The organism is Caldibacillus sp. 210928-DFI.2.18 (assembly GCF_020554505.1).
GTDB lineage: Bacteria > Bacillota > Bacilli > Bacillales > Caldibacillaceae > Caldifermentibacillus > Caldifermentibacillus hisashii.
This window is the reverse complement of the sequence record NZ_JAJCHL010000017.1, coordinates 25488-48271: the sequence shown is the minus strand read 5'-3', so window position 1 is coordinate 48271 and position 22784 is coordinate 25488. Positions and strand designations below refer to the sequence as shown.

Here is a 22784-nt window from a genome sequence, read left to right as displayed (position 1 = left end):
ATTGACCACTCATTTTGTCCATGAGCGCCGTTCTATTGGACATTTTTTGCAGATTGACCACTCATTTTGTCCGTGAGAACCGTTCTATTGGACAATTTTTGCAGATTTCCTCCTCATTTTGTCCATGAGCGCCGTTCTATTGGACATTTTTTGCTGATCGACTCCTCATTTTGTCCATGAGAACCGTTCTATTGGACATTTTTTGCTGATTGCCTCTTCATTTTGTCCATGAGAACCGTTCTATTGGACATTTTTTGCATATTGACCACTCATTTTGTCCATGAGAACCGTTCTATTGGACATTTTTTGCAGATTGCCTCTTCATTTTGTCCGCGAGAGTCGCTCTATTGGACAGTTTCCTCTAATTGTTTCACTACTTGTCCGTGAAAGTCGTTCGAGTCCACTGAAAAAGTGCTAAATCTTACCGAACACCTATACAAATGTATATTATAATCAATTTTCTATATATTGTGGTAGCAACTTTATTTCAAATAGTTTTTCAGTGGAAGAATCCATTTACAGTAATTTTATAATAAAGTAAAATTAGTGTATTACTCCAATGATTAGATTAGGGTTACCAAAATAAAAGAGAGTAAAAAGATATGTGTATAAATATTTAATGGCAGGAGCTGATGCAAATGATTCTAGGATCTATTGAAGCAGGCGGAACAAAGTTTGTTTGTGGCATTGGGAATGAACAAGGAGAAGTATTGGAGCGGATATCGATTCCGACAAAAACACCGGATGAAACCATTCCTGAAGTAATCGAATTTTTTAAAAAACGAAAAGTGGAGGCCATCGGAATTGGCACGTTTGGTCCTATTGATGTGAAAAAATCGAGTCCAACCTATGGTCATGTTTTAAATACACCGAAACTGGCTTGGCAAAATTATCCGTTTTTCCAGACTGTGTTGGACGAATTACAAGTGCCGACCGGTTTTACGACAGATGTCAACGCGGCGGCACTTGGTGAATATCAATTTGGCGCTGCAAAAGGGCTAGACAGTTGTCTCTATATTACCGTAGGCACCGGAATTGGAGCGGGAGCAGTCGTGAACGGCGAGTTGCTTGAAGGATTGTCACATCCGGAAATGGGTCATATCATTGTCAGACGTCATCCGGATGATCACTTTGAAGGGAATTGTCCATTCCACAAAGATTGTTTTGAAGGCTTGGCAGCAGGCCCGGCGATTGAAAAAAGATGGGGGAAAAAGGGTATCGAATTGACTGACCGAAAAGAAGTTTGGGAAATGGAAGCTTATTATATCGCACAAGCTTTAGTCCAGTATATTATGATTCTTGTTCCAGAAAGAATTGTAATCGGGGGCGGTGTTGCTCACCAAGAATCCATTTTCCCACTGGTTCGAGAAAATGTAAAATCATTGTTAAATGGTTATTTCACCCATCAAGAGTTAAACGAAAACATTGCCGATTATATTGTCGCACCAGGTTTAAAAGATAATGCCGGATTGGTTGGGGGATTGGTGTTGGCAAGACATGCACTGGAAGAAGAGGAATAGAGGCTAATTATAAACGGATATGGATATATTGTTTTTTCATTAATATGTTTTGTCACTTACTCATTGGGTTTCCCTGTCATATTCTCTAATCATATTGAAAGCAACGAGATAACGAAATGTGATCGGATGGACTTTGTACTTTGACGATAAATATGCAGAAGTCGATGCCTGAGATAAGGGAAAAGGTATTAATAAAGACATCCTATCTTCTCCTCGTATTCTATTTTTTATTTATATTAAAAGGTAAGATTATCATTTTTCTTTCTTGATTCTTAAAAGGTTCTTAAGAATTCAACGTGAAAAATCCCTATGGGGGATGTGATCGGTTTGATTGGCCGATATTCTTTCCATAAGCTACTCCTCCATATCATAACAACGCCGACACATGACCATAAAACAAAGTTGACAATTTAACTTTATAATAATCGCCGGTATATAAACGCTCCTAGACTTGTGTTTTTTTTTGCCTAAAAGATAGGAATTAATGAGAAAGAATTTAACTGCAATCAAGTCATAAATTAATTTGGAACACCGACTTTTTACACTTAAGCGTGCAATGAATAAACTTATATTTATCTCGTGACCAAAAATTTGTCTTTGTCTTGTCAAAAAAACCGTAAAAAATTATTGACATAAATGAATAATTGCTTATAATAAAAAATATCAACAATCATTAATTATTAAACAACTAGTGAAAAACCATGACGGGGAAAAGTAGGATTTAGTTATTTTTTACAGAGAGCTTCGGTAGCTGAAAAGGAGCAAAAATACGAATCTGAACAATGGCCCCTGAGTTGCGTGCTGAACATAGTGCTTGCTATTAGTAGGTTCCGCCGAGCTGGTACTCGTTACAAATACCTCGGTATTAAGGCAATTTGCCGGCGTACTGACTGAGGCTGTATTGTGCGAGCATACAGTGAAATAAGGTGGTACCACGTGAATACAAACCACGTCCTTATCATAATTGATAATGACGTGGTTTTTTTATGCAAAAAATATCTTTATTGCTTTATCGATCGCGATCGCATGTAAATATTAGCTAATATTAAATAACAATTTTTGGTGCACCGTAAAGTTAAGAAAAAAAATCAATTTGGAGGAAATACAAATGACTGATTGTTTAGTGATTCAAACCGATTTTGGCCTAAGTGATGGTGCAGTTGCTGCGATGTATGGTGTAGCTTTAAATGTAGACAGAGCTTTGAAAATATACGATTTAACTCACGAGATCCCGCAGTACAATATTTGGGAAGCATCCTATCGATTATTTCAAACGATTACGTACTGGCCGGAAAATACCGTGTTCATTTCCGTTGTCGATCCGGGTGTCGGCTCGGAGCGGAAAAGTATTGTGGCAAAAACAGCGACCAACCATTATATTGTTACACCGGATAATGGGACGATTACCCATATTCAAAAATATATCGGCATCGAGGAAGTAAGGGAAATTGATGAACATGTCAATCGCTTGCCAAATTCCGGTCATTCTTATACATTTCATGGCAGGGATGTGTATGCCTATACCGGTGCACGATTGGCTTCCGGAAAGATTCGTTTCCAAGAAGTTGGTCCGGCTCTCTCTACTGAATCCGTCGTTAAACTACCATTAACGGAGGCGGTCCTCGAAAACGGAACAATTAAAGGAAATATCGACGTTCTTGATGTTCGCTTCGGTAATCTTTGGACAAATATTGATCGTACCCTATTTTTACAATTTGATGTAAAATATGGAGATACATTTGAAGTCACCATTGAAAATTCAACAAGGCATGTCTATAAAAATATCATGACATTTGGCCGTTCCTTTGCCGACAGCCATTTAGGCGAGCCACTCCTTTATATCAACTCCTTAGATAAAATCGGCGTCGCCATCAATCAAGGTTCCTTTGCCAAGGCTTATCATATTGAAGCCGGACTAAAATGGAAAATTACAATCCGAAAAGTGGTGGATATTAGTTATAATTGATTTTTCCTTTGGCCGGTTTCAATATACCAAACTTTAAAAAAATCTATCAATAAGGGAGAGGTATTCATGAACAAAAATACATTATCTGTTCGTACGATTGTTGCAATCGGGATTGGAGCAGCTGTTTTTGTTATTTTGGGAAGATTTGCTTCGATTCCAACCGGGATTCCAAATTCTAATATTGAGGTGACGTATGCCTTTTTAGCACTAATGGCAGTGATTTTCGGACCGATTGCCGGCGGACTCATCGGCTTAATCGGTCACGCATTGAAAGACTTAATCTTCTACGGTTCCATTTGGTGGAGCTGGGTTGTTGTCAGTATGTTTGTTGGGTTTTTATTTGGATTAATTTCGAAAAAACTGGATATTGAATCCGGTGAATTTGGGAGACAAAAAATCATTACGTTTAATTTGGTTCAGGTTGGCGCACAAGCACTGGGCTGGTTCCTGTTGGCGCCGGTTCTGGATATTGTTATTTACGCGGAACCAACTAGTAAAGTGTTTATCCAAGGGCTCGGTGTTGGCATTTCCAACATGGTCACAGTCGGGATTCTTGGTACATTATTGCTTACTCTTTATGCAAAAACCCGGACGAAAACGGGGAGCTTGGATCGAGAATAACCAGATCAAAAACAGGAAGCTTGGATCGAGAAAAATTTTTAGAAATATCGGCATCAGCAAATGCAACAATAAAATGTATGCAGGAGATTGACAATGAAAAAACCAGTCATAGAGTTTCAAAATTATCATTTCAAATATGATAGTCAAAAACAACCAACACTAAAAAATATTAATCTCACCATCTATGAAGGGGAGAAGGTTTTAATTGTCGGTCCATCCGGATCAGGGAAAAGCACCATTGGTCATTGTATCAATGGGCTTATTCCGTTTTCATATAAAGGGGAAATCCAAGGCAGTTTAAAAATTATGGGAAAAGAAGCAAGCGACTTGGACATTTTTTCCATATCAAAAATGGTTGGAACGGTTTTACAAGATCCGGACGGGCAGTTCATCGGATTATCTGTCGGAGAAGACATTGCTTTTGCCCTTGAAAATGATTGTACGCCGCAGCCGGAGATGGTTAAAACTGTAAAAGAAGTGGCGGCCATGGTGGATATGGGTGCATTTCTGGATGCGTCCGTTCACCATTTATCAGGCGGACAAAAGCAGCGGGTTTCTTTAGCCGGTGTCATGGTCGATAATGTCAATATCCTTCTTTTTGATGAACCCCTAGCGAATTTAGACCCGGCAACCGGAAAGCATGCCATTCATCTGATTGACCAAATTCAAAAGGAAACGACTACAACGGTGGTTATTATTGAACACCGCTTGGAAGATGTCCTGTACCGTCATGTTGATCGAATCATTGTTGTGGATGACGGAGAGATTTTGGCAGATCAGAACCCAAATGAATTATTTTCTACGGATATCTTGGAAAAAGTAAAAATTCGTGAACCGCTTTATCTTAAGGCGATAAAGTATGCAGGCGGGGCCATTACAAAGGATTTGGAGCCGGCTGATTTTTCACGTTTTCGGGCGGAGACGTTCCGCGAGCAGCTGCGAAAATGGTATGAAGAAGTGACATTGAATGAAGAGCCGCCGGAAGCTGAGCCGATTCTTGAATTAAACCGGGTTTCATTTGGCTATACACCAAAAAAAGAAACGGTTCACGATGTATCTTTTACAATAAATAAGGGGGAAATGGTTAGTATTGTCGGCAAAAACGGTGCGGGAAAATCAACTATTTCGAAATTGATTTGCGGCTTTGAAACACCAAATGCCGGAAAAATTATTTTCTCAGGTCAAGATATTACCAATGAATCGATAACAGAACGATCTTTAAAGATTGGTATGGTTTTGCAAAATCCAAACCATATGATCTCCAAACATATGATTTTCGATGAGGTGGCACTGGGGCTTGTTGCCAGAGGTGTACTGGAAGCTGAGATACGTGAGCGGGTGGAGGAAACGCTGAAAATATGCGGACTGTACCCGTTTCGTAATTGGCCGATTTCTGCTCTCAGTTTTGGCCAAAAAAAGCGAGTAACCATCGCATCGATTTTGGTGTTGCAGCCGGAGTTGATTATTTTGGATGAACCGACAGCGGGCCAAGATTTCCGCCATTATACCGATATTATGGAGTTTTTAATGGAACTCAATCGAAACGGACTCACGATTTTATTGATAACCCATGACATGCATTTAATGCTGGAATATACGGATCGGGCCATCGTTTTGTGTGACGGAAGAAAAATCGCCGATGATCAAAGTGTCCGGATTTTATCTGATCCGCAATTAATTGAACAGGCAAACTTGAAAGAAACATCACTTTTTGAATTGGCGACAAAAACCGGTTTTACAGATCCGATAAAATTTGTGGAACGATTTATTGCTTATGATCGGGAGGGACGAAACCATGGCAAATGAAATGCTTAGCTATATTGACCGAACTTCCCCGATTCATCGCTTGACAGGTGCGACGAAATTAGTTTGTTTTATCCTATGGTCAACGGCGGCCATGTTGACCTATGACACCCGGATTCTTTTGTTTTTATTTATTGCGAGTTTAGTTATTTTTTACGTTTCTAAAATTCGGTTGCGAGATATTTTATTTGTGTTAATTTTTATTCTCGTATTCTTACTGATTAATAATATCGCTATTTATCTTTTTTCACCGCAAGAAGGGGTTAAAATTTACGGGACAAGTCATGTGTTGGTTGAATTTGCCGGTAGATACAATATGACGTTGGAGCAACTGTTTTACCAACTGAATATTACATTAAAATATTTGACTGTTATACCGGCGGCGCTATTGTTTATTGTAACAACACACCCAAGTGAATTTGCCGCTTCTTTAAATCGGATTGGTGTAAGCTACCGGATTGCTTACGCTGTATCCCTTGCTTTACGCTATATTCCCGATGTTCAGCGGGATTTCCGTAATATCGCCAAAGCACAACAAGCCCGCGGACTTGATATGTCAAAAAATGAGAAATTCCTTAAGCGGGTAAAGAACGCATCAGCCGTCTTGGCACCATTAATTTTGTCAAGTCTTGAAAAAATTGAAATAATCAGTAATGCAATGGAACTGCGTGGATTCGGGAAAAAGAAAAAAAGAACGTGGTACAATGCCCGCCCTTTTCAGAAACGGGATTACACAGCAATTATTTTGTTCGTTTTGCTGCTAATTGCAACCTTACTGATTACCTACCATGACGGCAGCCGGTTTTACAATCCGTTTAGTTAAAGTAATTGTATTTTTGGGATGAAAATCTATGACAAGCTTTCGAATCTAGTTTGGATTGATAAGGCAATCTATAAAATTACAACCCCGGGGTGTTAACTCGCTACCCCGGCCCCGGGTTGCAATTTTTTCTTACAATGCCAAAGATTAAAAATGCCCCAAACAGCAATCAACCCGAGATAAAAACTTTATATAAATCTCCCAACCGTTCGAGCCGCTACAGTTCCCGCTCCAACCGCTCGCTCTGCTATTTCGAGTGCCTGTGCAAGATCAGCAACCAAATCCTCACAATCTTCCAATCCTACCGAAAGTCGTAACAAACCGTCAGTAATCCCGCGTTTTTCCCGTTCTTCTTGGTCCATCGCCGCATGGGACATCGTCGCCGGGTAAGAAAGAATCGATTCGACCGCTCCTAAGCTAACAGCAAATACCGGGATTTCAAGGTTCTCCACAAAAGCCTTGGCAATGTCTTTGTTAGGCAATCTGAATGACAATACAGCTCCGGCACTATCCGCCTGCCCCAAATGAATTTCATGTCCCGCATGTGTGGCAAGTCCCGGGTAAAACACTTCTTCCACGAGCGGATGATTTTGCAAAAACTCAGCAATTACCTGTGCTGATTCTGAAGACTGTTTCATCCGCACGCTCAAAGTTTTCATGCCCCTGAGCAAAGCCCAACAATCCGGAATCCCTAAAACGGCACCAAATGAATTTTGAATAAAATACAATTGATCAGCCAATGCTTTATCTTTTACCACCGCCAAGCCTGCAACAACATCACTATGCCCGGCTAAAAATTTTGTGGCACTGTGTAAGACAATGTCCGCACCTAATTCAAGCGGCCTTTGATGAAGGGGTGTCATGAATGTATTGTCGATATATACAAGACAATTGTGGGCTTTTGCTAATTTGACAACACCTCTAATATCTGTAATATGGAGTAACGGATTGGACGGGGTTTCCACATAGACAACTTTCGTATTGGGCCGAAAAGCGCCGGCCACTGCATCTAAATCCGTCATATCAACAAAAGTATGTTGAATTTGAAATTTCGTTAGTACTTTTGTGACCATGCGAAACGTTCCGCCATACACATCTTCGGAAATGATGACATGATCCCCGGATGATAGCAGCATGAAGGCAGAGGAAATAGCGGCCATTCCGGATGCAAAGGCAAAACCTTGAACACCGCCTTCCAGTTCGGCAATGGTATCTTCCAACACTTTTCGGGTTGGATTTCCTGAACGGGTATAGTCAAAAGGACCAAACGAATCGAATTGTTCTTGATGAAAAGTGGAAGAATAGTAGACAGGTGGATTTACTGCTCCTGTTTTGCCATCAATATAACGATCTTGGGAAATTAGTTTTGTTTCAAATCCATAATTTTTTTTGTTCATCGTTCACTTGCCCCCTTACGTAATGCCACCAATGCATTTTCCAAATCCGCCTTCAAATCTTCAATATGTTCAATACCGACCGAAAACCGTAATAAGCGATTATCGACACCGTTTTTTATCCGGGTTTGTAGCGGAATATCGGCATGGGTTTGGGTAGCCGGATAGGTAATAAAACTTTCAACCCCACCGAGACTTTCGGCAAAGGTAATCAATTTCAAACTTCTTAAAAAGGGGTCAACCCATTCTTCTTTTGCCAATCGAAACGACACCATGCCACCTCTATTTGGGTAGAGAACATCGGTCACTTCAGGTCTGTTATTTAAAAATTCGACTACCTGTTTTGCATTGTTTTGATGTGCTTCCATACGTAAAGCTAAGGTTTTTAAGCCGCGAATTAACAGCCAACTGTCAAGAGGGGATAAAACCGCGCCGGCCGCATTATGATTTGTCGCAAGCTGTTCACAAATTTCCTGTCCCTTTGCAACAACAAATCCGGCCAGGACATCATTATGACCGCCAATATATTTTGTCGCACTATGAATGACAATGTCGGCCCCATCCACAATCGGTTTTTGCAAATAGGGGGTTAGAAAGGTGTTATCCACAATGAAAAGCAAGTGATGTTTTTTGGCAATGTGGGCAACTTTTTCAATATCTGTTTCAATCATTAACGGATTTGTTGGTGTTTCTATGTAAATCGCTTTTGTTTTTTCTGTGATTGCATCTTCCAACCCGTTGTAATCATTCACTTTCACATAGCTGGTTTTGATTCCATACGATTTTTCGTATTGATTGAACAATCGGTAAGTTCCGCCGTATAGGTCATTAAAGCTAAGAAGTTCATCATCTTTTTGAAAAAGGGAGAGGACGAGCTGAATAGCCGCCATCCCCGAACTACAGGCAAAAGCCTGATCTCCTTCTTCTAATTTTGCAAAACTCTCCTCTAATAAGGCACGTGTTGGATTTTTTGTCCGTGTATAATCATACCCTGTGGATAAACCAATTCCTTCATGACGATAGGCTGTGGATAAATAGATGGGTGGATTAACAGCCCCGGTTGTATGTTCACTTCGATTTCCGATTTGTACTAATTTTGTTTGAATATGTTGATTTGCCAAGCTTGATTCCTCCTCGTATCCCTACATTTTTGGAAAATAAAAAGGACTTCTATAAGAAGAAGCCCCGATGATTGTAAAGTTTCTTCTTATCTTTCAGGTATTTCACCTGCTGGAATTAGCACCGTGGTCAAAAAATGACTGGTTGCTGAGGCGTCATCGGGCCAGTCCCTCAACCTCTCTTGATAAGATTGCAATATTCAGTTCCATAAATGATTTTATTTATTCTAATTTACAATAACTTTTTAAAATAATCAAGGGAAAAATCATAGCATGCACATAATTTATATGGGAATAGTTCATTAATAATATACGTATCTATAGGAAACCAACGTGGCGGCCCTTATGGACAGAATGGTGCTCCTTTGTTAAAAAACTGTCTAATAGACTGCCCCTTATGGACAGTTTCATACTCGTTTTTTGGAAAAAAGTCCAATAGAACGGCTATCATGGACAGTTTGAAGCGCATATTCCACAAAAGTGTCTAATAAAGTAAGTTTTATGGACAGAATGGTGCTCCTTTTTTAAAAAATATCCAATAAACCGACCCTCATGGACAGTTTGGCGCATCTCTAAATTTACCGTTTATGAAAGTACAAACTTTTCTAAAGCATAGGCCACGCCATCATCATCATTCGTTTTTGTTTCAAAATTCGCATGACTTTTTACAAAATCAGTGGCATTCCCCATAGCAATGCTTGTTCCGGCAGCTTTGAACATCGATAAGTCATTCAGATTATCCCCGATTGCGACAGTATCTGCTTGTGGAATTTGAAAGTAATTTGCGAGGAAAAGAAGGGCATTTCCTTTACTTACCTGTTTATTTCCTACCTCAACGGTTAAATGGCTGCCGTTTGTGATTGAAATATCATCACGTTCAGAAAGCCGCTGTTGCAAATGATTTAGTTTTTTCTCATCCAAACTGACAGTATACATTTTATACGGATCTAACATTGAAAAATTTAGCTCACTAAAATCTGAGACAGTTAATAAATGATTTTGGTCATTTTGAACTTGAACCATTTGTTCAACCATTGGTCCGAAAACAGGGTCATCTTTTAACCGATTCAGTTCCGCATACAAATATTCTTTTCGTGTTTTATCAATGAAAATACCTTTATTTGTATAAATTTCATAATATAATTGAAAATCATTAAATATGTCCATAATTTTTTTCAATATATGTACAGGGATTGTTAGTGTTTGTAAGATTTTGTTATGAAAAACAACAGCTCCGTTTCCGGCAATAATAGGTGCTTCGAGGTTTATCTTTTTTATAATTTCTTGAATATCGTGTAAGGCGCGGCCTGAACAAAAGGTAACGATATGACCCTGTCTTTGAGCTTTTAAAATAGCATGACAATTGTTTTCGCTGATTGTATGATTGTTAGAAAAAAGGGTACCATCCATATCGATTGCAATAAGTTTCATCGTGTTCCTCCTTGCATCCTTTTTCGAATTAATAAAACAGCTGCCACCTTTATTTTACCATACTATTTGTCGTTTTTTCCGTTTCTATCTTCAGTCCACGACACAACATAATAAGTTATCCACATTTTTTAAAAAAATAAGCAAATTTGGTTGTTTTTGACCTTTAATGTGGATAAATTCAAATGGAAAATTCTACTAATTGTGGATAAGTCGTATTTCCACAATACTACCAGAGATTAATAAATTTACTCCTCATAGCTGTTCTATCTTTCACTCTTTCCACTTCTAGCCTTAAATATGTTATTATGAAATTAATCACAATGATATAATGGAGGTATTTTTATGATTCGTTTTGGAATTATCGGAACCAATTGGATTACCGAAAAATTTATTGATGCAGCTTCTAATATAGAGGATTTTTCGCTTGTAGCTGTATATTCACGTACCGAAGAGAGGGCAAAAGCGTTTGCAGCAAAATTTGACGTAACCAATATTTTTACCGATTTAGAAACAATGGCAAAGAGTGATGTCCTTGATGCAGTTTATATTGCCAGTCCAAACTCACTTCACGCAGAACAATCGATTCTATTTTTGCAACATGGAAAACATGTCATTTGTGAAAAGCCACTCGCTTCCAATGTAAAAGAAGCAGAAGCAATCGTTCAGACGGCAAAAGCCCATGGTGTGGTTTTCATGGAGGCGTTAAAAACAACTTTTGTCCCAAGTTTTGTAAGTATCAAAGAAAATTTACATAAAATCGGTACGGTACGCCGTTACTTTGCAAATTTTTGCCAGTATTCATCACGTTATGATAAATATAAAGAGGGAATTGTGCTAAATGCTTTTAATCCGGCTTTTTCCAATGGCTCATTAATGGACATTGGCGTGTATTGCATTTATCCGATGGTAGCGTTGTTTGGCGAACCAACGGATCTGCGTGCTAATGCATATATGCTCGAATCCGGTGTCGATGGGGAGGGAACGGTCATTTTCTCCTATCCGGAAATGGAAGGGGTTGTCTCTTTCTCAAAAATTTCCAACTCATTCATTCCATCTGAGATTCAAGGGGAAAAAGGAACCATTGTTATTGATAAAATTTCAACGCCATCAAAAGTTGAGATTCATTATAACGATGGAACCGTTGAAGATATTAGCCGCCCACAAGTCGAAAATACCATGTATTATGAAGCAAAGGAATTTATTGAGCTCATTAAAGAAAACAAGACGGAATCGCAAATCAATACATATGCCAATTCTTTGACTACAAGCAAATTGATGGAACGGGCAAGGAAGCAAATCGGCTTAGTCTTTCCGGCTGACCGGAATTAAGAGGAATTTTCTCGGATTAGCCTAGAATTCCGTTTGTTAAATGAAAACATCATATGCAGGGAATCATTGAATGGATCCCCTGCTTTGAAATATATTTGTATATGGGACATTTTCCTTGATAAGTATTTGTGGAATCCTCTTGAAATGGTCTTGGACACCCCATTCTAAGATATTTCACACTTTTTATCATGGCTTCAAGCATTGAGAAATTTAGGATTCAAGGACGGGCTAAATGTCATAAACTAATCTTTCTAGTATATGGTTTTTTTGTGTTCTGTCGTTGAAATATAGTTCTGTCTCATTTCATAAATGACATTATCTTGGATCTTTTTTAAGTTGTCTAACGTTGAATGGTGATCGCTTAGCCATACTTTATGATTTGATACTAATTTTTCACTAAAATTGCGAGCCCATCGTGCATTTGCTTTTGTCAAAAATAGTCCCTTTAATGAGGGACTATTGTGTATATCTAAAGGTCAACGAATGGAATGAAAAGCCCAAATTAAGGTCATGGTTATCGGTTTTCGCCCATTTTCCACCCAACTATTTGTTAAGTTTTTAACGTGTCAATCAGGGATGTGAATGAAATTGTGTTCTATCTGATTTCTGTTGCGGTGTTCTATTTTTCTCTCATCTTGTTGAAAATGTTTAATCAACGAAAAGGATTCACAATTTTCCCCAAAAATTACAAGAACTGCAATCAATAGAACTATATTTGGTATTTCACCAAGTTTTGTTCCATTTCTTTTGAACGACGGCTTAGCTCTTCTGCAGTTTCTTTTAACTCTGTAAAAATTTGCAACTGGGATTCTGCAGTGGCGGCAAGTTCTTCACTGGCCGCTGCCGTTTGCTCTGATACTTGGGATGTATGGATAATAGCCGCTACCGTTTGATCTTTTGCCATGCCCATTTGTTCGATTGCATCTTTCATATCATTCATTTTTCGAATGATTGAATCAATACTGTCTGCAATATTGTTAAAAGAGGCATCTGTTTGGTTAACAGCGGTAAATTGCTCTTCAGAAATATTTTTCATATCATGGACTGCTTGAATCGCTTCTTGAGAATCTCTTTTGATACTGACCATCATACTAATAATTTGTTCGGTAGAAATTTTACTTTGATCGGCCAATTTTCGTACTTCATCTGCCACTACCGCGAAACCTTTCCCTGCTTCACCGGCTCTGGCCGCTTCAATAGCAGCGTTCAATGCTAATAAATTGGTTTGATCGGCAATATCTTTAATTGTACCGACAAAAGTCTCAATATCTTTTAAAGTAACTGATAAATTATTTACGGTTGTAAATATTTTCTCTGACGATAATTGATTGCTCTCAGACTTTTCTCGTAAAATCCCTACCATTTCCAAACCTTGTTTATTTAAGTGATTCACATTTTCCGTTTCATTGATAATCGAATGATAACCGTCTGTGACAACAGAAATATGTTCGGATAATTGTTCCATAACTTGCACACTTTTTTCCGCTTCCATTACTTGGTCAGAAGCGCTGACGGCAATTTCATTAATCGTATCGGATAATTCCTTAATGGATGTTACTGCTTCATTTACTTGGCTGGAAATGTGTTCTGATGATTGCAAAAAGGAATTAGTGTGACTTAGCGATCCTGCAATAACAGAACGCATTTGCGAAGTGATGGAATTTAAATGACCGACAATTTTTTCTAAGGCTTTATTTTTTCCTGCGTCCATTTCAATTGAAAAATTCCCGTCTTTTATTAAATTTAATAATTCCATAAAACCATTGGCTGACTTGGTTATCGATTTCATTAAGAAAACAAATAACAAAGCGCTTAAAATAAGATTGGATAGACTGCAAATAAACATCAATAATAAAAGACTAATAGAATCCGTGAAAAGATGAATGATAAAACCTAAAAGGCAGCCGAGAATGATACTTAAAATGAGTATGATGGAACTGGTACCTGTCACGATGTTTCTAATCAGTTGTACTGCTTTATATGAGTTTTTTCCTGATTGTCCATTCATTCGAATTTTTCCTCCGTAAATTGTTGTTGTACTGCTTTATACCTAGCTTTACGACGCTGACTGTTTCATTTTTAAGTATATCACTAGTCCAAAATATATACTATATGGCAAAAAAATATACAGTAACACATTGTGAATTTTGTATAGATATAAATAGCTTTTGTACATGCATTGACGGTACCTTCATCAGCATGCTTATTGGATCCTCCATCATGTATCTGTTGGACGAACATGTGCATTGACTTCCACTGGATCATGGATTATATTTTAAATAAGTTAATAATCTTTGTAGGAGATGATGGGATTCACACAAAGGCTAACCTATTTTTAAAGAATAGGGTGCTTACGTATGGATCTTTTTTTATTGCATAATTTGTAGTATAGTTGTTTTCTTTTGTGGATTGGGATAATAACACATGAAAGAAGGTGTAGGAGAATGAATAAAAAGGTAATCCCCGCTATTTCATCAATAAAAAATTTAGAAAAATTTATAACGAGCCCATATGAGATTGGCGTCTTATTAGACAGTCACATTGCCCAATTAAAAAATATTAATGATTTGGCAGAAAAATACGGAAAAAAATTGATGTTTCATATGGATTTAATTGAAGGAATAAAAAACGACGAAAAAGGAACGGAATTTATTTGCCAGGAGTTTCGACCATATGGATTGATCTCTACTAAAGCAAATGTGATTCGAAAAGCAAAACAGAAGGGCGTCCTTTCCATCCAGCGCATGTTCTTAATTGATTCACATGCGGTTGAACAAAGTTATCGTCATATAAAAATGACACAGCCTGATTATATTGAAGTATTACCTGGTACATTGCCGTCGATGATTCGGGAAGTGGCCGAGAAGACAAAAATTCCGATTTTAGCTGGCGGTCTCATTCGAAAGCCGGAGGAAGTGGAAAAAGCAATTGCGGCAGGAGCAACAGCAGTTACCACATCAGCCAAGAACTTGTGGGATATTTATGAAAAAATTCAATAAGGCAGACTCCAATCAGTGGCGGTTTTTTCTTTCTTTATTGTGGGTTGTCGATATTTGTTTGAGATCGTAACTGCCACTTCTTGCTGAATTTTTTTCTGATTGTTGGTTGTACCATTGACGTTGTACGATCGGTTTTCCTTCATACAGACAATACGACTAAATTCGACTCAATGAAAATCACCTTTTTTTCATACAAAAAAAGTAAAATAAATTATTGACACCGTTTTCAAACATTGCTATCATGTAAATAAGTTAATAGTCGTGAGGAGAAACGGAGACACATGGATTACCTTTATTTTTTATATAAAGGTTTATCTGTGTGTCTTTTCTTTTGGCATCAACTCCTTTTTTGCAATATATGCATGGGGGATAGGGGAGTTTTCCACATGATTATTGACAAATACGAATAAAATGGAAGGAAGGGTTGTCCATGTCGGCATTTTTGGGGGAATTAATTGGAACGGCGATTTTGATCATTATTGGGGGAGGTGTTGTGGCCGGTGTGACCTTAAACAAGTCAAAAGCAAACGGCGGCGGATGGGTGGTCATCACACTTGCATGGGGGCTTGCGGTGACCATGGGTGTTTTTGCAGTTGGAAACTATAGTGGAGCCCATTTAAATCCGGCCGTTACATTTGTCTTTGCACTAACCGGTGATTTTCCGTGGAAAGATGTGCCTATGTATATTTTAGCCCAAATGTTGGGGGCCATTATCGGTGCAACCATTGTCTTTTTTCACTACTTATCTCATTTTAAAGCAACGGCGGACCAAGCGACAAAACTCGGTGTTTTTGCAACAATTCCGGCGATTAGACATACATTTTCAAACTTATTATCAGAAATTATTGGTACATTTATTTTAATTTTTGGGTTATTATTTATTGGAGCCAATAAATTTGCGGAGGGGTTAAATCCGTTAGCAGTCGGATTGTTGATTGTAGCGATTGGTATGGCACTCGGCGGTACAACCGGTTATGCGATTAATCCGGCACGGGACTTGGGCCCGCGAATTGCCCACTTTATTTTACCAATCCCCGGAAAAGGAAATTCCGATTGGGGATATGCATGGATTCCGGTAGTCGGTCCGCTTTTGGGTGGGGCGCTCGGTGGCTTAACCTATAAAGCACTATTTTTAGGAGAAGTTTCTGTCTTTTTATGGATTACCCTTGCCATTACAGCTATCATTATCCTTTTATCTTATTCAACAAAAGATCAGGTGGAAGAGGAAAATCAATCTATTTCTGCATAAAAATCAATGAAAATATTTATAACGGAGGGGAATTGAATGGAGAACTTCATTTTAGCGATTGATCAAGGAACGACGAGTACCAGGGCGATTTTATTTAATAAAAAAGGGGAAATCGTTCATGTTGCTCAACAGGAGTTTACACAAATTTTTCCACAACCGGGTTGGGTTGAGCACAATGCAAATGAAATATGGGGTTCGGTTTTAGCCGTTATGGCAACTGTGCTGGCTGAAGTGAATATAAAACCGGAACAAATCGCCGGAATCGGAATCACCAATCAACGGGAAACAGCTGTTGTTTGGGATAAGGAAACAGGTAACCCGATATATAATGCGATTGTCTGGCAATCCCGGCAAACAGCACAAATATGTGAAGAGTTAAAGGCACAAGGTAATGATCAGTTATTTAGGGAAAAAACAGGGTTGTTGATTGATGCGTATTTTTCCGGAACAAAAGTGAAATGGATTTTGGATCATGTTGAAGGAGCAAGGGAAAAGGCTGAACAAGGAAAGTTGTTATTCGGTACCATTGATACTTGGTTGATTTGGAAATTATCCGGCGGCAGGGCTCATGTGACCGATTATACGAATGCTTCGAGGACATTAATGTATAATATTTATGAATTAAAATGGGACGATGAGTTGTTGGATATTTTAGGTGTGCCAAAAAGCATGTTGCCGGAAGTTCGTCCTTCATCGGAGATTTATGCAAATACAATTGATTATCACTTCTTTGGACATCAAGTACCGATTGCGGGGGTCGCCGGGGATCAGCAAGCCGCCTTGTTCGGGCAGGCCTGCTATCAAGAAGGAATGGCAAAAAATACGTACGGTACAGGTTGCTTCATGTTGATGAACACCGGTGAAAAGGCCGTAAAATCGGAACACGGGTTGCTGACGACGATTGCTTGGGGCTTGGATGGAAAAGTGGAATATGCGCTTGAAGGGAGTATTTTTGTCGCCGGTTCTGCAATTCAATGGCTGCGGGACGGTCTTCGGATGTTTAAAGAAGCAAAAGATTCAGAAGCCTATGCTGCCCGTGTTTCCTCAACGGACGGAGTATATATGGTCCCTGCCTTTGTCGGGCTAGGCACGCCTTACTGGGATAGTGATGTCCGCGGGGCTGTATTTGGTTTAACTCGGGGAACTTCCAAAGAACATTTTATCCGGGCTACATTGGAATCGCTTGCTTATCAAACAAGGGATGTCTTATCGGCAATGGAGCAGGATTCCGGTATTGCATTGAAAACATTGCGGGTTGACGGAGGAGCTGTTCAAAATAATTTCCTTATGCAGTTCCAGAGTGATATTTTAAACGTACCGGTAGAACGTCCGATTGTCAGTGAAACCACTGCGCTCGGTGCCGCCTATTTGGCCGGTTTGGCAGTCGGTTACTGGGAAAGTCAAGAGGAAATTGCCAAACAATGGGTGATTGATAAAAAATTTGAACCGGGAATGTCAGATTTCGAGCGGGAAAAACTGTATGAAGGTTGGAAAAAAGCGGTTCATGCAGCGATGGCATTCAAATAAAACCGGCCATTTTTCAAGTAGAAAGATATAGTGACAATGGCCTGGAATTTAATGGTCGAGATGAGAGACACAGTTTAAAACTTTCCGGGCAAAAATGATCTGAAACTTAACGGACAAGATGGAAAACCAGATTTTAAAAAACTTTCCAAGCAAAAATGTAACAATATTTTTCAAAACATGGTATATTAATAGTAAGTTAATATTCGGTATGAGCTGAGGAGAAACCAAATGACATTGCCCTTTGTGGTAAATGGTTATTTGGTTTCTCCTTTTTTACTATAAAAACTGTGCATATGGAGGGAACTACTTTGCAAATACCATTTTCCTATTTTTCCAGAGAAAAAATAATCGAACAAATGAAGTCTAATCCATACGATTTGTTGATCATCGGCGGGGGGATTACCGGTGCGGGAATCGCATTGGATGCCGCCAGTCGCGGTATGAAAGTCGCTTTAGTTGAGATGCAAGATTTTGCGGCGGGAACATCGAGTCGATCAACCAAGTTGGTTCACGGTGGTCTGCGTTATTTGAAACAGTTTCAAGTTGGGTTAGTTGCCGAAGTAGGAAAGGAGCGGGCAATCGTTTACGAAAACGGACCGCATGTGACGACGCCGGAATGGATGCTCCTCCCCTTTTATAAAGAGGGGACTTTTGGCAAATGGTCAACATCCCTTGGTTTAAAGGTATACGACTTTTTAGCCGGGGTGAAAAAATCAGAGAGGCGGAAAATGTTATCTCGAGAGGAGACATTACAAAAAGAGCCTTTGTTGAAAAAAAAGGGTTTACTTGGCGGCGGTTATTATGTAGAATATCAGACCGACGATGCCCGATTGACCATTGAAGTTATGAAGAAAGCGGCGGAAAAAGGTGCCCATATTGTGAACTATACGAAAGCTGTTCAATTCCTATATCAGGATAAAAAAATGATCGGGGTTGTTTGTGAAGATGTATTAACAAAGCAAAAATTTCATATCAAAGCGAAAACAATTGTGAATGCCACCGGTCCATGGGTTGATGAGGTGCGAAACAAGGATTATTCGAAAAACAATAAACGGCTCCAATTGACGAAAGGAGTTCATATTGTCATTGACCAATCAAGATTCCCGTTAAAACAAGCTGTTTATTTTGACACACCGGATGGTCGAATGGTGTTTGCCATCCCACGGGACGGAAAGGCATATGTAGGCACGACCGATACTTTTTACAGTGATGATCCGGTACGGCCGCATATAACAGAAGAAGATCGTGAATATTTGTTAAAAGCGATCGATTTTATGTTTCCGGATGTGGGTGTTCGTGAAGAGGATATTGAATCAAGCTGGGCAGGTGTTCGTCCGCTCATTTATGAGGAAGGAAAAGACCCATCTGAAATTTCCCGGAAAGATGAAATTTGGGAATCGGACAGCGGCTTAATTACAATTGCCGGGGGGAAATTAACCGGATACCGAAAAATGGCGGAAAATGTTGTTGATCTTGTTGTCAAACGTTTTGCTAAAGAAGGCCGCAATTTTGGATCATGCAGAACAAAAACATTGCCAATTTCAGGCGGAGACATCGGTGGTTCCTACAAATTCGGATCGTTTATCGCAAAGGCGGCCGATCAAGCAGTATCATATGGGTTTACGAAAGAGGAAGGAGAGCAACTGGCAAGACTATATGGCTCCAATGTCGATACCGTTTTTTCATATGGCCAGCAATATGAAAAATTGAAAGAATGCCCGCTTCCGAGAATCTTATATGCTCGTCTTATGTATGCCATTGAACACGAAATGGTGGTTAAACCGGTCGATTTCTTTATCCGGAGAACCGGTGCCGTATACTTTCATATTGACATGGTGGAAACTTGGAAAGAGCCTGTTCTCCACTGGATGGCACAACATTATGGATGGGATGAAAACGAGATGAAACAATATAGAAAAGAATTAGATGATGAAATTCAAAAAGCTCGCTTCCCTGTTAAATAAAGAATTGAAGTTTGTATGGAAGGAAGTTTCGGTCTAATGAACAAAAGGTTGGATGAACAAGGGAAATGTGATTTTGAAAAAAGACCGTTCATCCAACCTATGATATTGATTCTACTTTATTTTTATAACTAAATTACATAGGAAAGCAGTTAAACGAGTTAGTGTTCCTATTAGTATTATAAATAACGATGATTTGATACTTTCTAAAACGAAACCTGTTTATGTTACTTCAACTAGTGTAGAGAGTAATAATATTGGATTTAAAAATCAAATGAAACGCTCCTGTTTTTTCATTGAAACCGTTTTTCTATAAAGGATTCCAAAAATATACATACTTATACCAAATGTAAATCCTTTGGGAACTTTAATGTAGTTAATACAAACCTCTATATAAAGAACATGAATTAAAGTTAAATTAGAGACCAAGAATGTCCTGGTTCCAATGTTCATCGTCTTTATATTTTTCATGTATCAGGCCTTAAAACCATTTAAAAAAATCCAAACCCTTCATTGACTCCATAAAATTTTAAACTTTACTCCACCTTTTATATTTAAAAGAAGAGGACGGTCTTCTTCAATAATTCTGCCGACAACATTTACTTTTTCATCAGCGGGTAAGTCCTTTTTCGTAATTTGGATTTCTCCTTGGTAGCGACCATATCGACAATTATCAATGGTAATTGATCCCAGTGAACGTTCAATCGTGTTACTTGCCGCAATTTCCGTTGTACCCGGTGAGGCCATTAATCGAGATTCAGCAGAACGGATAACATCTCTTGCTACATCTACTCGGTTTGTTTGTACAGAGCTAAAGCGTGCAAGTAACTTTTCATCTTTCATATAACTTTTTGCCCGTAGTAAAATTATCCCATCCACAAAATAGGCTTTAAACTGTTCATAAGAAGCTTCATTAATCGAAGGGTCACCGATAATAATTTTATTGACACCGGGCACCTGTTTTAAATCAAGATAAGAGGCAAAAGTTGTTAGATTTCGGTGTGCTTCTAATGTAGGCAGTCCTTGAAACAAAGGACCGCGGCGCTTGCCGTCTCCCGGAATAAAGGCCATGACACGGATCCCCTCATATGACAGCCATTGATTTTTTAAGGAAAAGTCCACGATATCTAAGGCGGTCTCTGGGCGTGGATAATAGTTATGCCAAGCTTCTACGGATGAAACTTGAAGTCCGTGCTTTTTCAGTTTTGCTAAGCTGTCCTCCGTTAACGTACTTGCATTTAAAGCAATCTTCATTTTGTTTGACAGCTTTGCGATTACCTCTTCGGAAATACCATAATCTACACGGATCCCAGTTAACCCCCAGTCAGTTAATTGGTTAGCATTCTCCCAATTGAAACCTAAATATTGAAGGGATTTAGGTGAGACATCTGCAAAAAGCTCCATGTCAAACTTCTTGGCTAACGTTCCCAAATGTTTCAGACGGTCCCGATATAGGCTATGGTCATCTTCCGGTATATGAAGGGAGGTAAATATGCTTTTGCAACCAATCTTGTCCATTTTTTCGATATAAACTTCCAATTCACTGGGGGACTGATTGGATAAATACACTGATATTCCAAACATCATGATCTCCTTTCTTAAAAACAGGTATTTAAATAAACTCTACTATAAAAAAGAAGGGAGGAAAACATTCCTCCTTCAAATGAACCTTAGAAAGTATCATCCATTTCTTTTTTATATCCAAAGAAATAAGTGAATAAGAATCCGGCAGTGTATGTGATTAAAAGACCCAAGAAGTAAATAAGATATTTATTATCAACAATAAGTGGGATTAAAGTTAACCCGGATACACCGACACTACTTGCTGCTGTATGCATAACGGCTTGGAACGCTCCGCCAACTGCAGCACCTAAACAAGCGGTAACAAATGGACGGCCAAGCGGCAATGTAACACCGTATAATAAAGGTTCGCCGATTCCCAAGAAGCCTACAGGAAGACCGCCTTTAATTACGTTTTTAATGCGTTTATTTTTTGTTTTTACATAAATAGCGATGGAAGCACCAACTTGACCGGCTCCAGCCATTGCTAAAATTGGAAGTAAGGCAGTAGCACCAACTGTATTAATTAATTCCATATGGATTGGTGTAAGCCCATGGTGGAGACCAAGCATGACTAGTGGTAAGAAGAACCCAGCTAATAGGCCACCGGCAACGACTCCTCCAATATCTAAAATGTAGTTAATTCCTTGTGTTATTCCATCAGAAAGAAATCCTGCGAGTGGTTGAACAATTGCAATTGTTAATAAACCTACAGTTAAAACGGTTAATAATGGCGTGAAGATAATGTCAACCGCATTCGGGATGAACTTTCTGAATTTCTTTTCAAAAAAGACCATTAACCATGCTGCAAACATGGCACCGAACAGTCCACCACGTCCGGGCATTAAAGGTTCACCAAATAATGTGATTTCTGCTAAACCCGGGTTCATTGTAATAATCCCGGCGATGGCGCCTAATACCGGTGTACCACCGAATTCTTTTGCCGTGTTCCAACCGACGACAATGGCAAGATAACCGAAAATACTCCCGCCTATAACAGTAAGAATTTGTACCCAAGTTAATGTTGGATCAACTCCGGAGTTTTTAGCAAGACCAACGATTCCGTTAATAATACCGGAAGCAACCAACCCCGGGATGAGCGGGATAAAAATACTTCCAATCTTCCGCAATAAGTTTTTCACCGGCGTATTATTTTTCTTTTTCAGATCATCTTTCTTTAGTTTTACAAGATCATCATTATTCTCATCGATGGCTTCACCCATTTTTATTCCTGTTATTTGTGTGATGTGTTCGGCGACTTTATTCACTGTACCAGGACCGACGACAATTTGCAGTGTGTCATCTTCAATGACACCCATGACGCCATCAACTTCTTTTAATTGTTTCATGTTAACTTTGGAGTCATCTTTTATGTCTAAACGAACTCTTGTCATACAGTGGGTGAAGGATCTAATGTTTTCTCCACCGCCAATGAGATCCAAAATATCTCTTGCCAGTCTCTCTTCCTTTTTCATACTTTCCCCTC

At 39.0% G+C, this 22784-nt stretch carries 16 protein-coding genes, 1 riboswitch and 1 other annotated feature; of the genes, 10 read left to right on the top strand and 6 right to left on the bottom strand.

Annotated elements, in window-relative coordinates; genetic code table 11:
* Window positions 1-641 precede the first annotated feature (641 nt).
* From LIZ98_RS05845 to LIZ98_RS05825, 5 genes are all read left to right on the top strand, one after another.
* Window positions 642-1520, top strand: a complete 879-nt coding sequence (locus LIZ98_RS05845; protein WP_152032402.1) for an ROK family protein — start codon at window positions 642-644, stop codon at window positions 1518-1520.
* A gap of 692 nt (window positions 1521-2212) precedes the next feature.
* Window positions 2213-2480 (top strand) — a binding site (T-box leader).
* Window positions 2481-2628: 148 nt separating this feature from the next.
* Window positions 2629-3486 carry an SAM hydrolase/SAM-dependent halogenase family protein gene (locus tag LIZ98_RS05840; protein WP_216408055.1) on the top strand — a complete coding sequence of 286 codons (858 nt, stop codon included), beginning with the start codon at window positions 2629-2631 and terminating at the stop codon, window positions 3484-3486.
* A 66-nt stretch (window positions 3487-3552) separates the two neighbouring features.
* Window positions 3553-4107, top strand: a complete 555-nt coding sequence (locus LIZ98_RS05835) for an ECF-type riboflavin transporter substrate-binding protein (RefSeq protein WP_041845065.1) — start codon at window positions 3553-3555, stop codon at window positions 4105-4107.
* Between the two features lie 93 nt (window positions 4108-4200).
* Window positions 4201-5913, top strand: coding sequence for an ABC transporter ATP-binding protein (locus LIZ98_RS05830; RefSeq protein WP_227139214.1), 1713 nt, complete (start codon window positions 4201-4203; stop codon window positions 5911-5913).
* Complete coding sequence (locus LIZ98_RS05825) at window positions 5903-6733, top strand: energy-coupling factor transporter transmembrane component T family protein (protein WP_216408053.1); 831 nt, start codon at window positions 5903-5905, stop codon at window positions 6731-6733. Before LIZ98_RS05830 ends, LIZ98_RS05825 begins: the two co-directional genes overlap by 11 nt.
* 185 nt (window positions 6734-6918) lie before the next feature.
* Here the strand turns inward: LIZ98_RS05825 and metC are convergent, their stop codons facing one another.
* The 3 genes from metC to LIZ98_RS05810 all read right to left on the bottom strand — a co-directional run bounded on the left by metC (window position 6919) and on the right by LIZ98_RS05810 (window position 10673).
* Window positions 6919-8127, bottom strand: coding sequence for a cystathionine beta-lyase (metC, locus tag LIZ98_RS05820; RefSeq protein WP_227139213.1), 1209 nt, complete (start codon window positions 8125-8127; stop codon window positions 6919-6921).
* Window positions 8124-9245, bottom strand: coding sequence for a methionine biosynthesis PLP-dependent protein (locus tag LIZ98_RS05815; RefSeq protein ID WP_227139212.1), 1122 nt, complete (start codon window positions 9243-9245; stop codon window positions 8124-8126). Before LIZ98_RS05815 ends, metC begins: the two co-directional genes overlap by 4 nt.
* Window positions 9246-9328: 83 nt before the next feature.
* A riboswitch (SAM riboswitch) is annotated at window positions 9329-9434 on the bottom strand.
* A gap of 393 nt (window positions 9435-9827) precedes the next feature.
* Window positions 9828-10673 (bottom strand): Cof-type HAD-IIB family hydrolase, encoded by an 846-nt coding sequence (locus LIZ98_RS05810; RefSeq protein WP_034772883.1) that lies wholly within the window; start codon window positions 10671-10673, stop codon window positions 9828-9830.
* 342 nt (window positions 10674-11015) lie between these two features.
* Here LIZ98_RS05810 and LIZ98_RS05805 point away from each other — a divergent pair, with 342 nt between their 5' ends.
* Window positions 11016-12002, top strand: coding sequence for a Gfo/Idh/MocA family protein (locus LIZ98_RS05805; protein WP_034772881.1), 987 nt, complete (start codon window positions 11016-11018; stop codon window positions 12000-12002).
* A 709-nt stretch (window positions 12003-12711) separates the two neighbouring features.
* On the opposite strand, the gene LIZ98_RS05800 is transcribed toward LIZ98_RS05805, so the two are convergent.
* Window positions 12712-14010, bottom strand: coding sequence for a methyl-accepting chemotaxis protein (locus tag LIZ98_RS05800; RefSeq protein WP_227139211.1), 1299 nt, complete (start codon window positions 14008-14010; stop codon window positions 12712-12714).
* Window positions 14011-14446: 436 nt separating this feature from the next.
* Here LIZ98_RS05800 and LIZ98_RS05795 point away from each other — a divergent pair, with 436 nt between their 5' ends.
* From LIZ98_RS05795 to LIZ98_RS05780, 4 genes are all read left to right on the top strand, one after another.
* Complete coding sequence (locus LIZ98_RS05795; RefSeq protein ID WP_034772876.1) at window positions 14447-15001, top strand: glycerol-3-phosphate responsive antiterminator; 555 nt, start codon at window positions 14447-14449, stop codon at window positions 14999-15001.
* A gap of 430 nt (window positions 15002-15431) precedes the next feature.
* The gene (locus LIZ98_RS05790) at window positions 15432-16250 is read left to right on the top strand and encodes an MIP/aquaporin family protein (RefSeq protein ID WP_034772874.1); all 819 of its coding nucleotides are present in this window, start codon (window positions 15432-15434) and stop codon (window positions 16248-16250) included.
* Window positions 16251-16286: 36 nt separating this feature from the next.
* Window positions 16287-17777: a glycerol kinase GlpK gene (gene glpK / locus LIZ98_RS05785; RefSeq protein WP_227139210.1), complete on the top strand. Its 1491-nt coding sequence runs from the start codon at window positions 16287-16289 to the stop codon at window positions 17775-17777.
* A 314-nt stretch (window positions 17778-18091) separates the two neighbouring features.
* On the top strand, window positions 18092-19741 hold the full coding sequence (locus LIZ98_RS05780; RefSeq protein ID WP_375293569.1) for a glycerol-3-phosphate dehydrogenase/oxidase: 1650 nt from the start codon (window positions 18092-18094) through the stop codon (window positions 19739-19741).
* Window positions 19742-20248: 507 nt separating this feature from the next.
* On the opposite strand, the gene LIZ98_RS05775 is transcribed toward LIZ98_RS05780, so the two are convergent.
* Both LIZ98_RS05775 and LIZ98_RS05770 read right to left on the bottom strand, forming a co-directional pair.
* On the bottom strand, window positions 20249-21322 hold the full coding sequence (locus LIZ98_RS05775) for a DUF871 domain-containing protein (protein WP_227139209.1): 1074 nt from the start codon (window positions 21320-21322) through the stop codon (window positions 20249-20251).
* Window positions 21323-21408: 86 nt separating this feature from the next.
* Window positions 21409-22773 (bottom strand): PTS transporter subunit EIIC, encoded by a 1365-nt coding sequence (locus LIZ98_RS05770; RefSeq protein WP_227139208.1) that lies wholly within the window; start codon window positions 22771-22773, stop codon window positions 21409-21411.
* Between the last annotated feature and the right edge of the window lie 11 nt (window positions 22774-22784).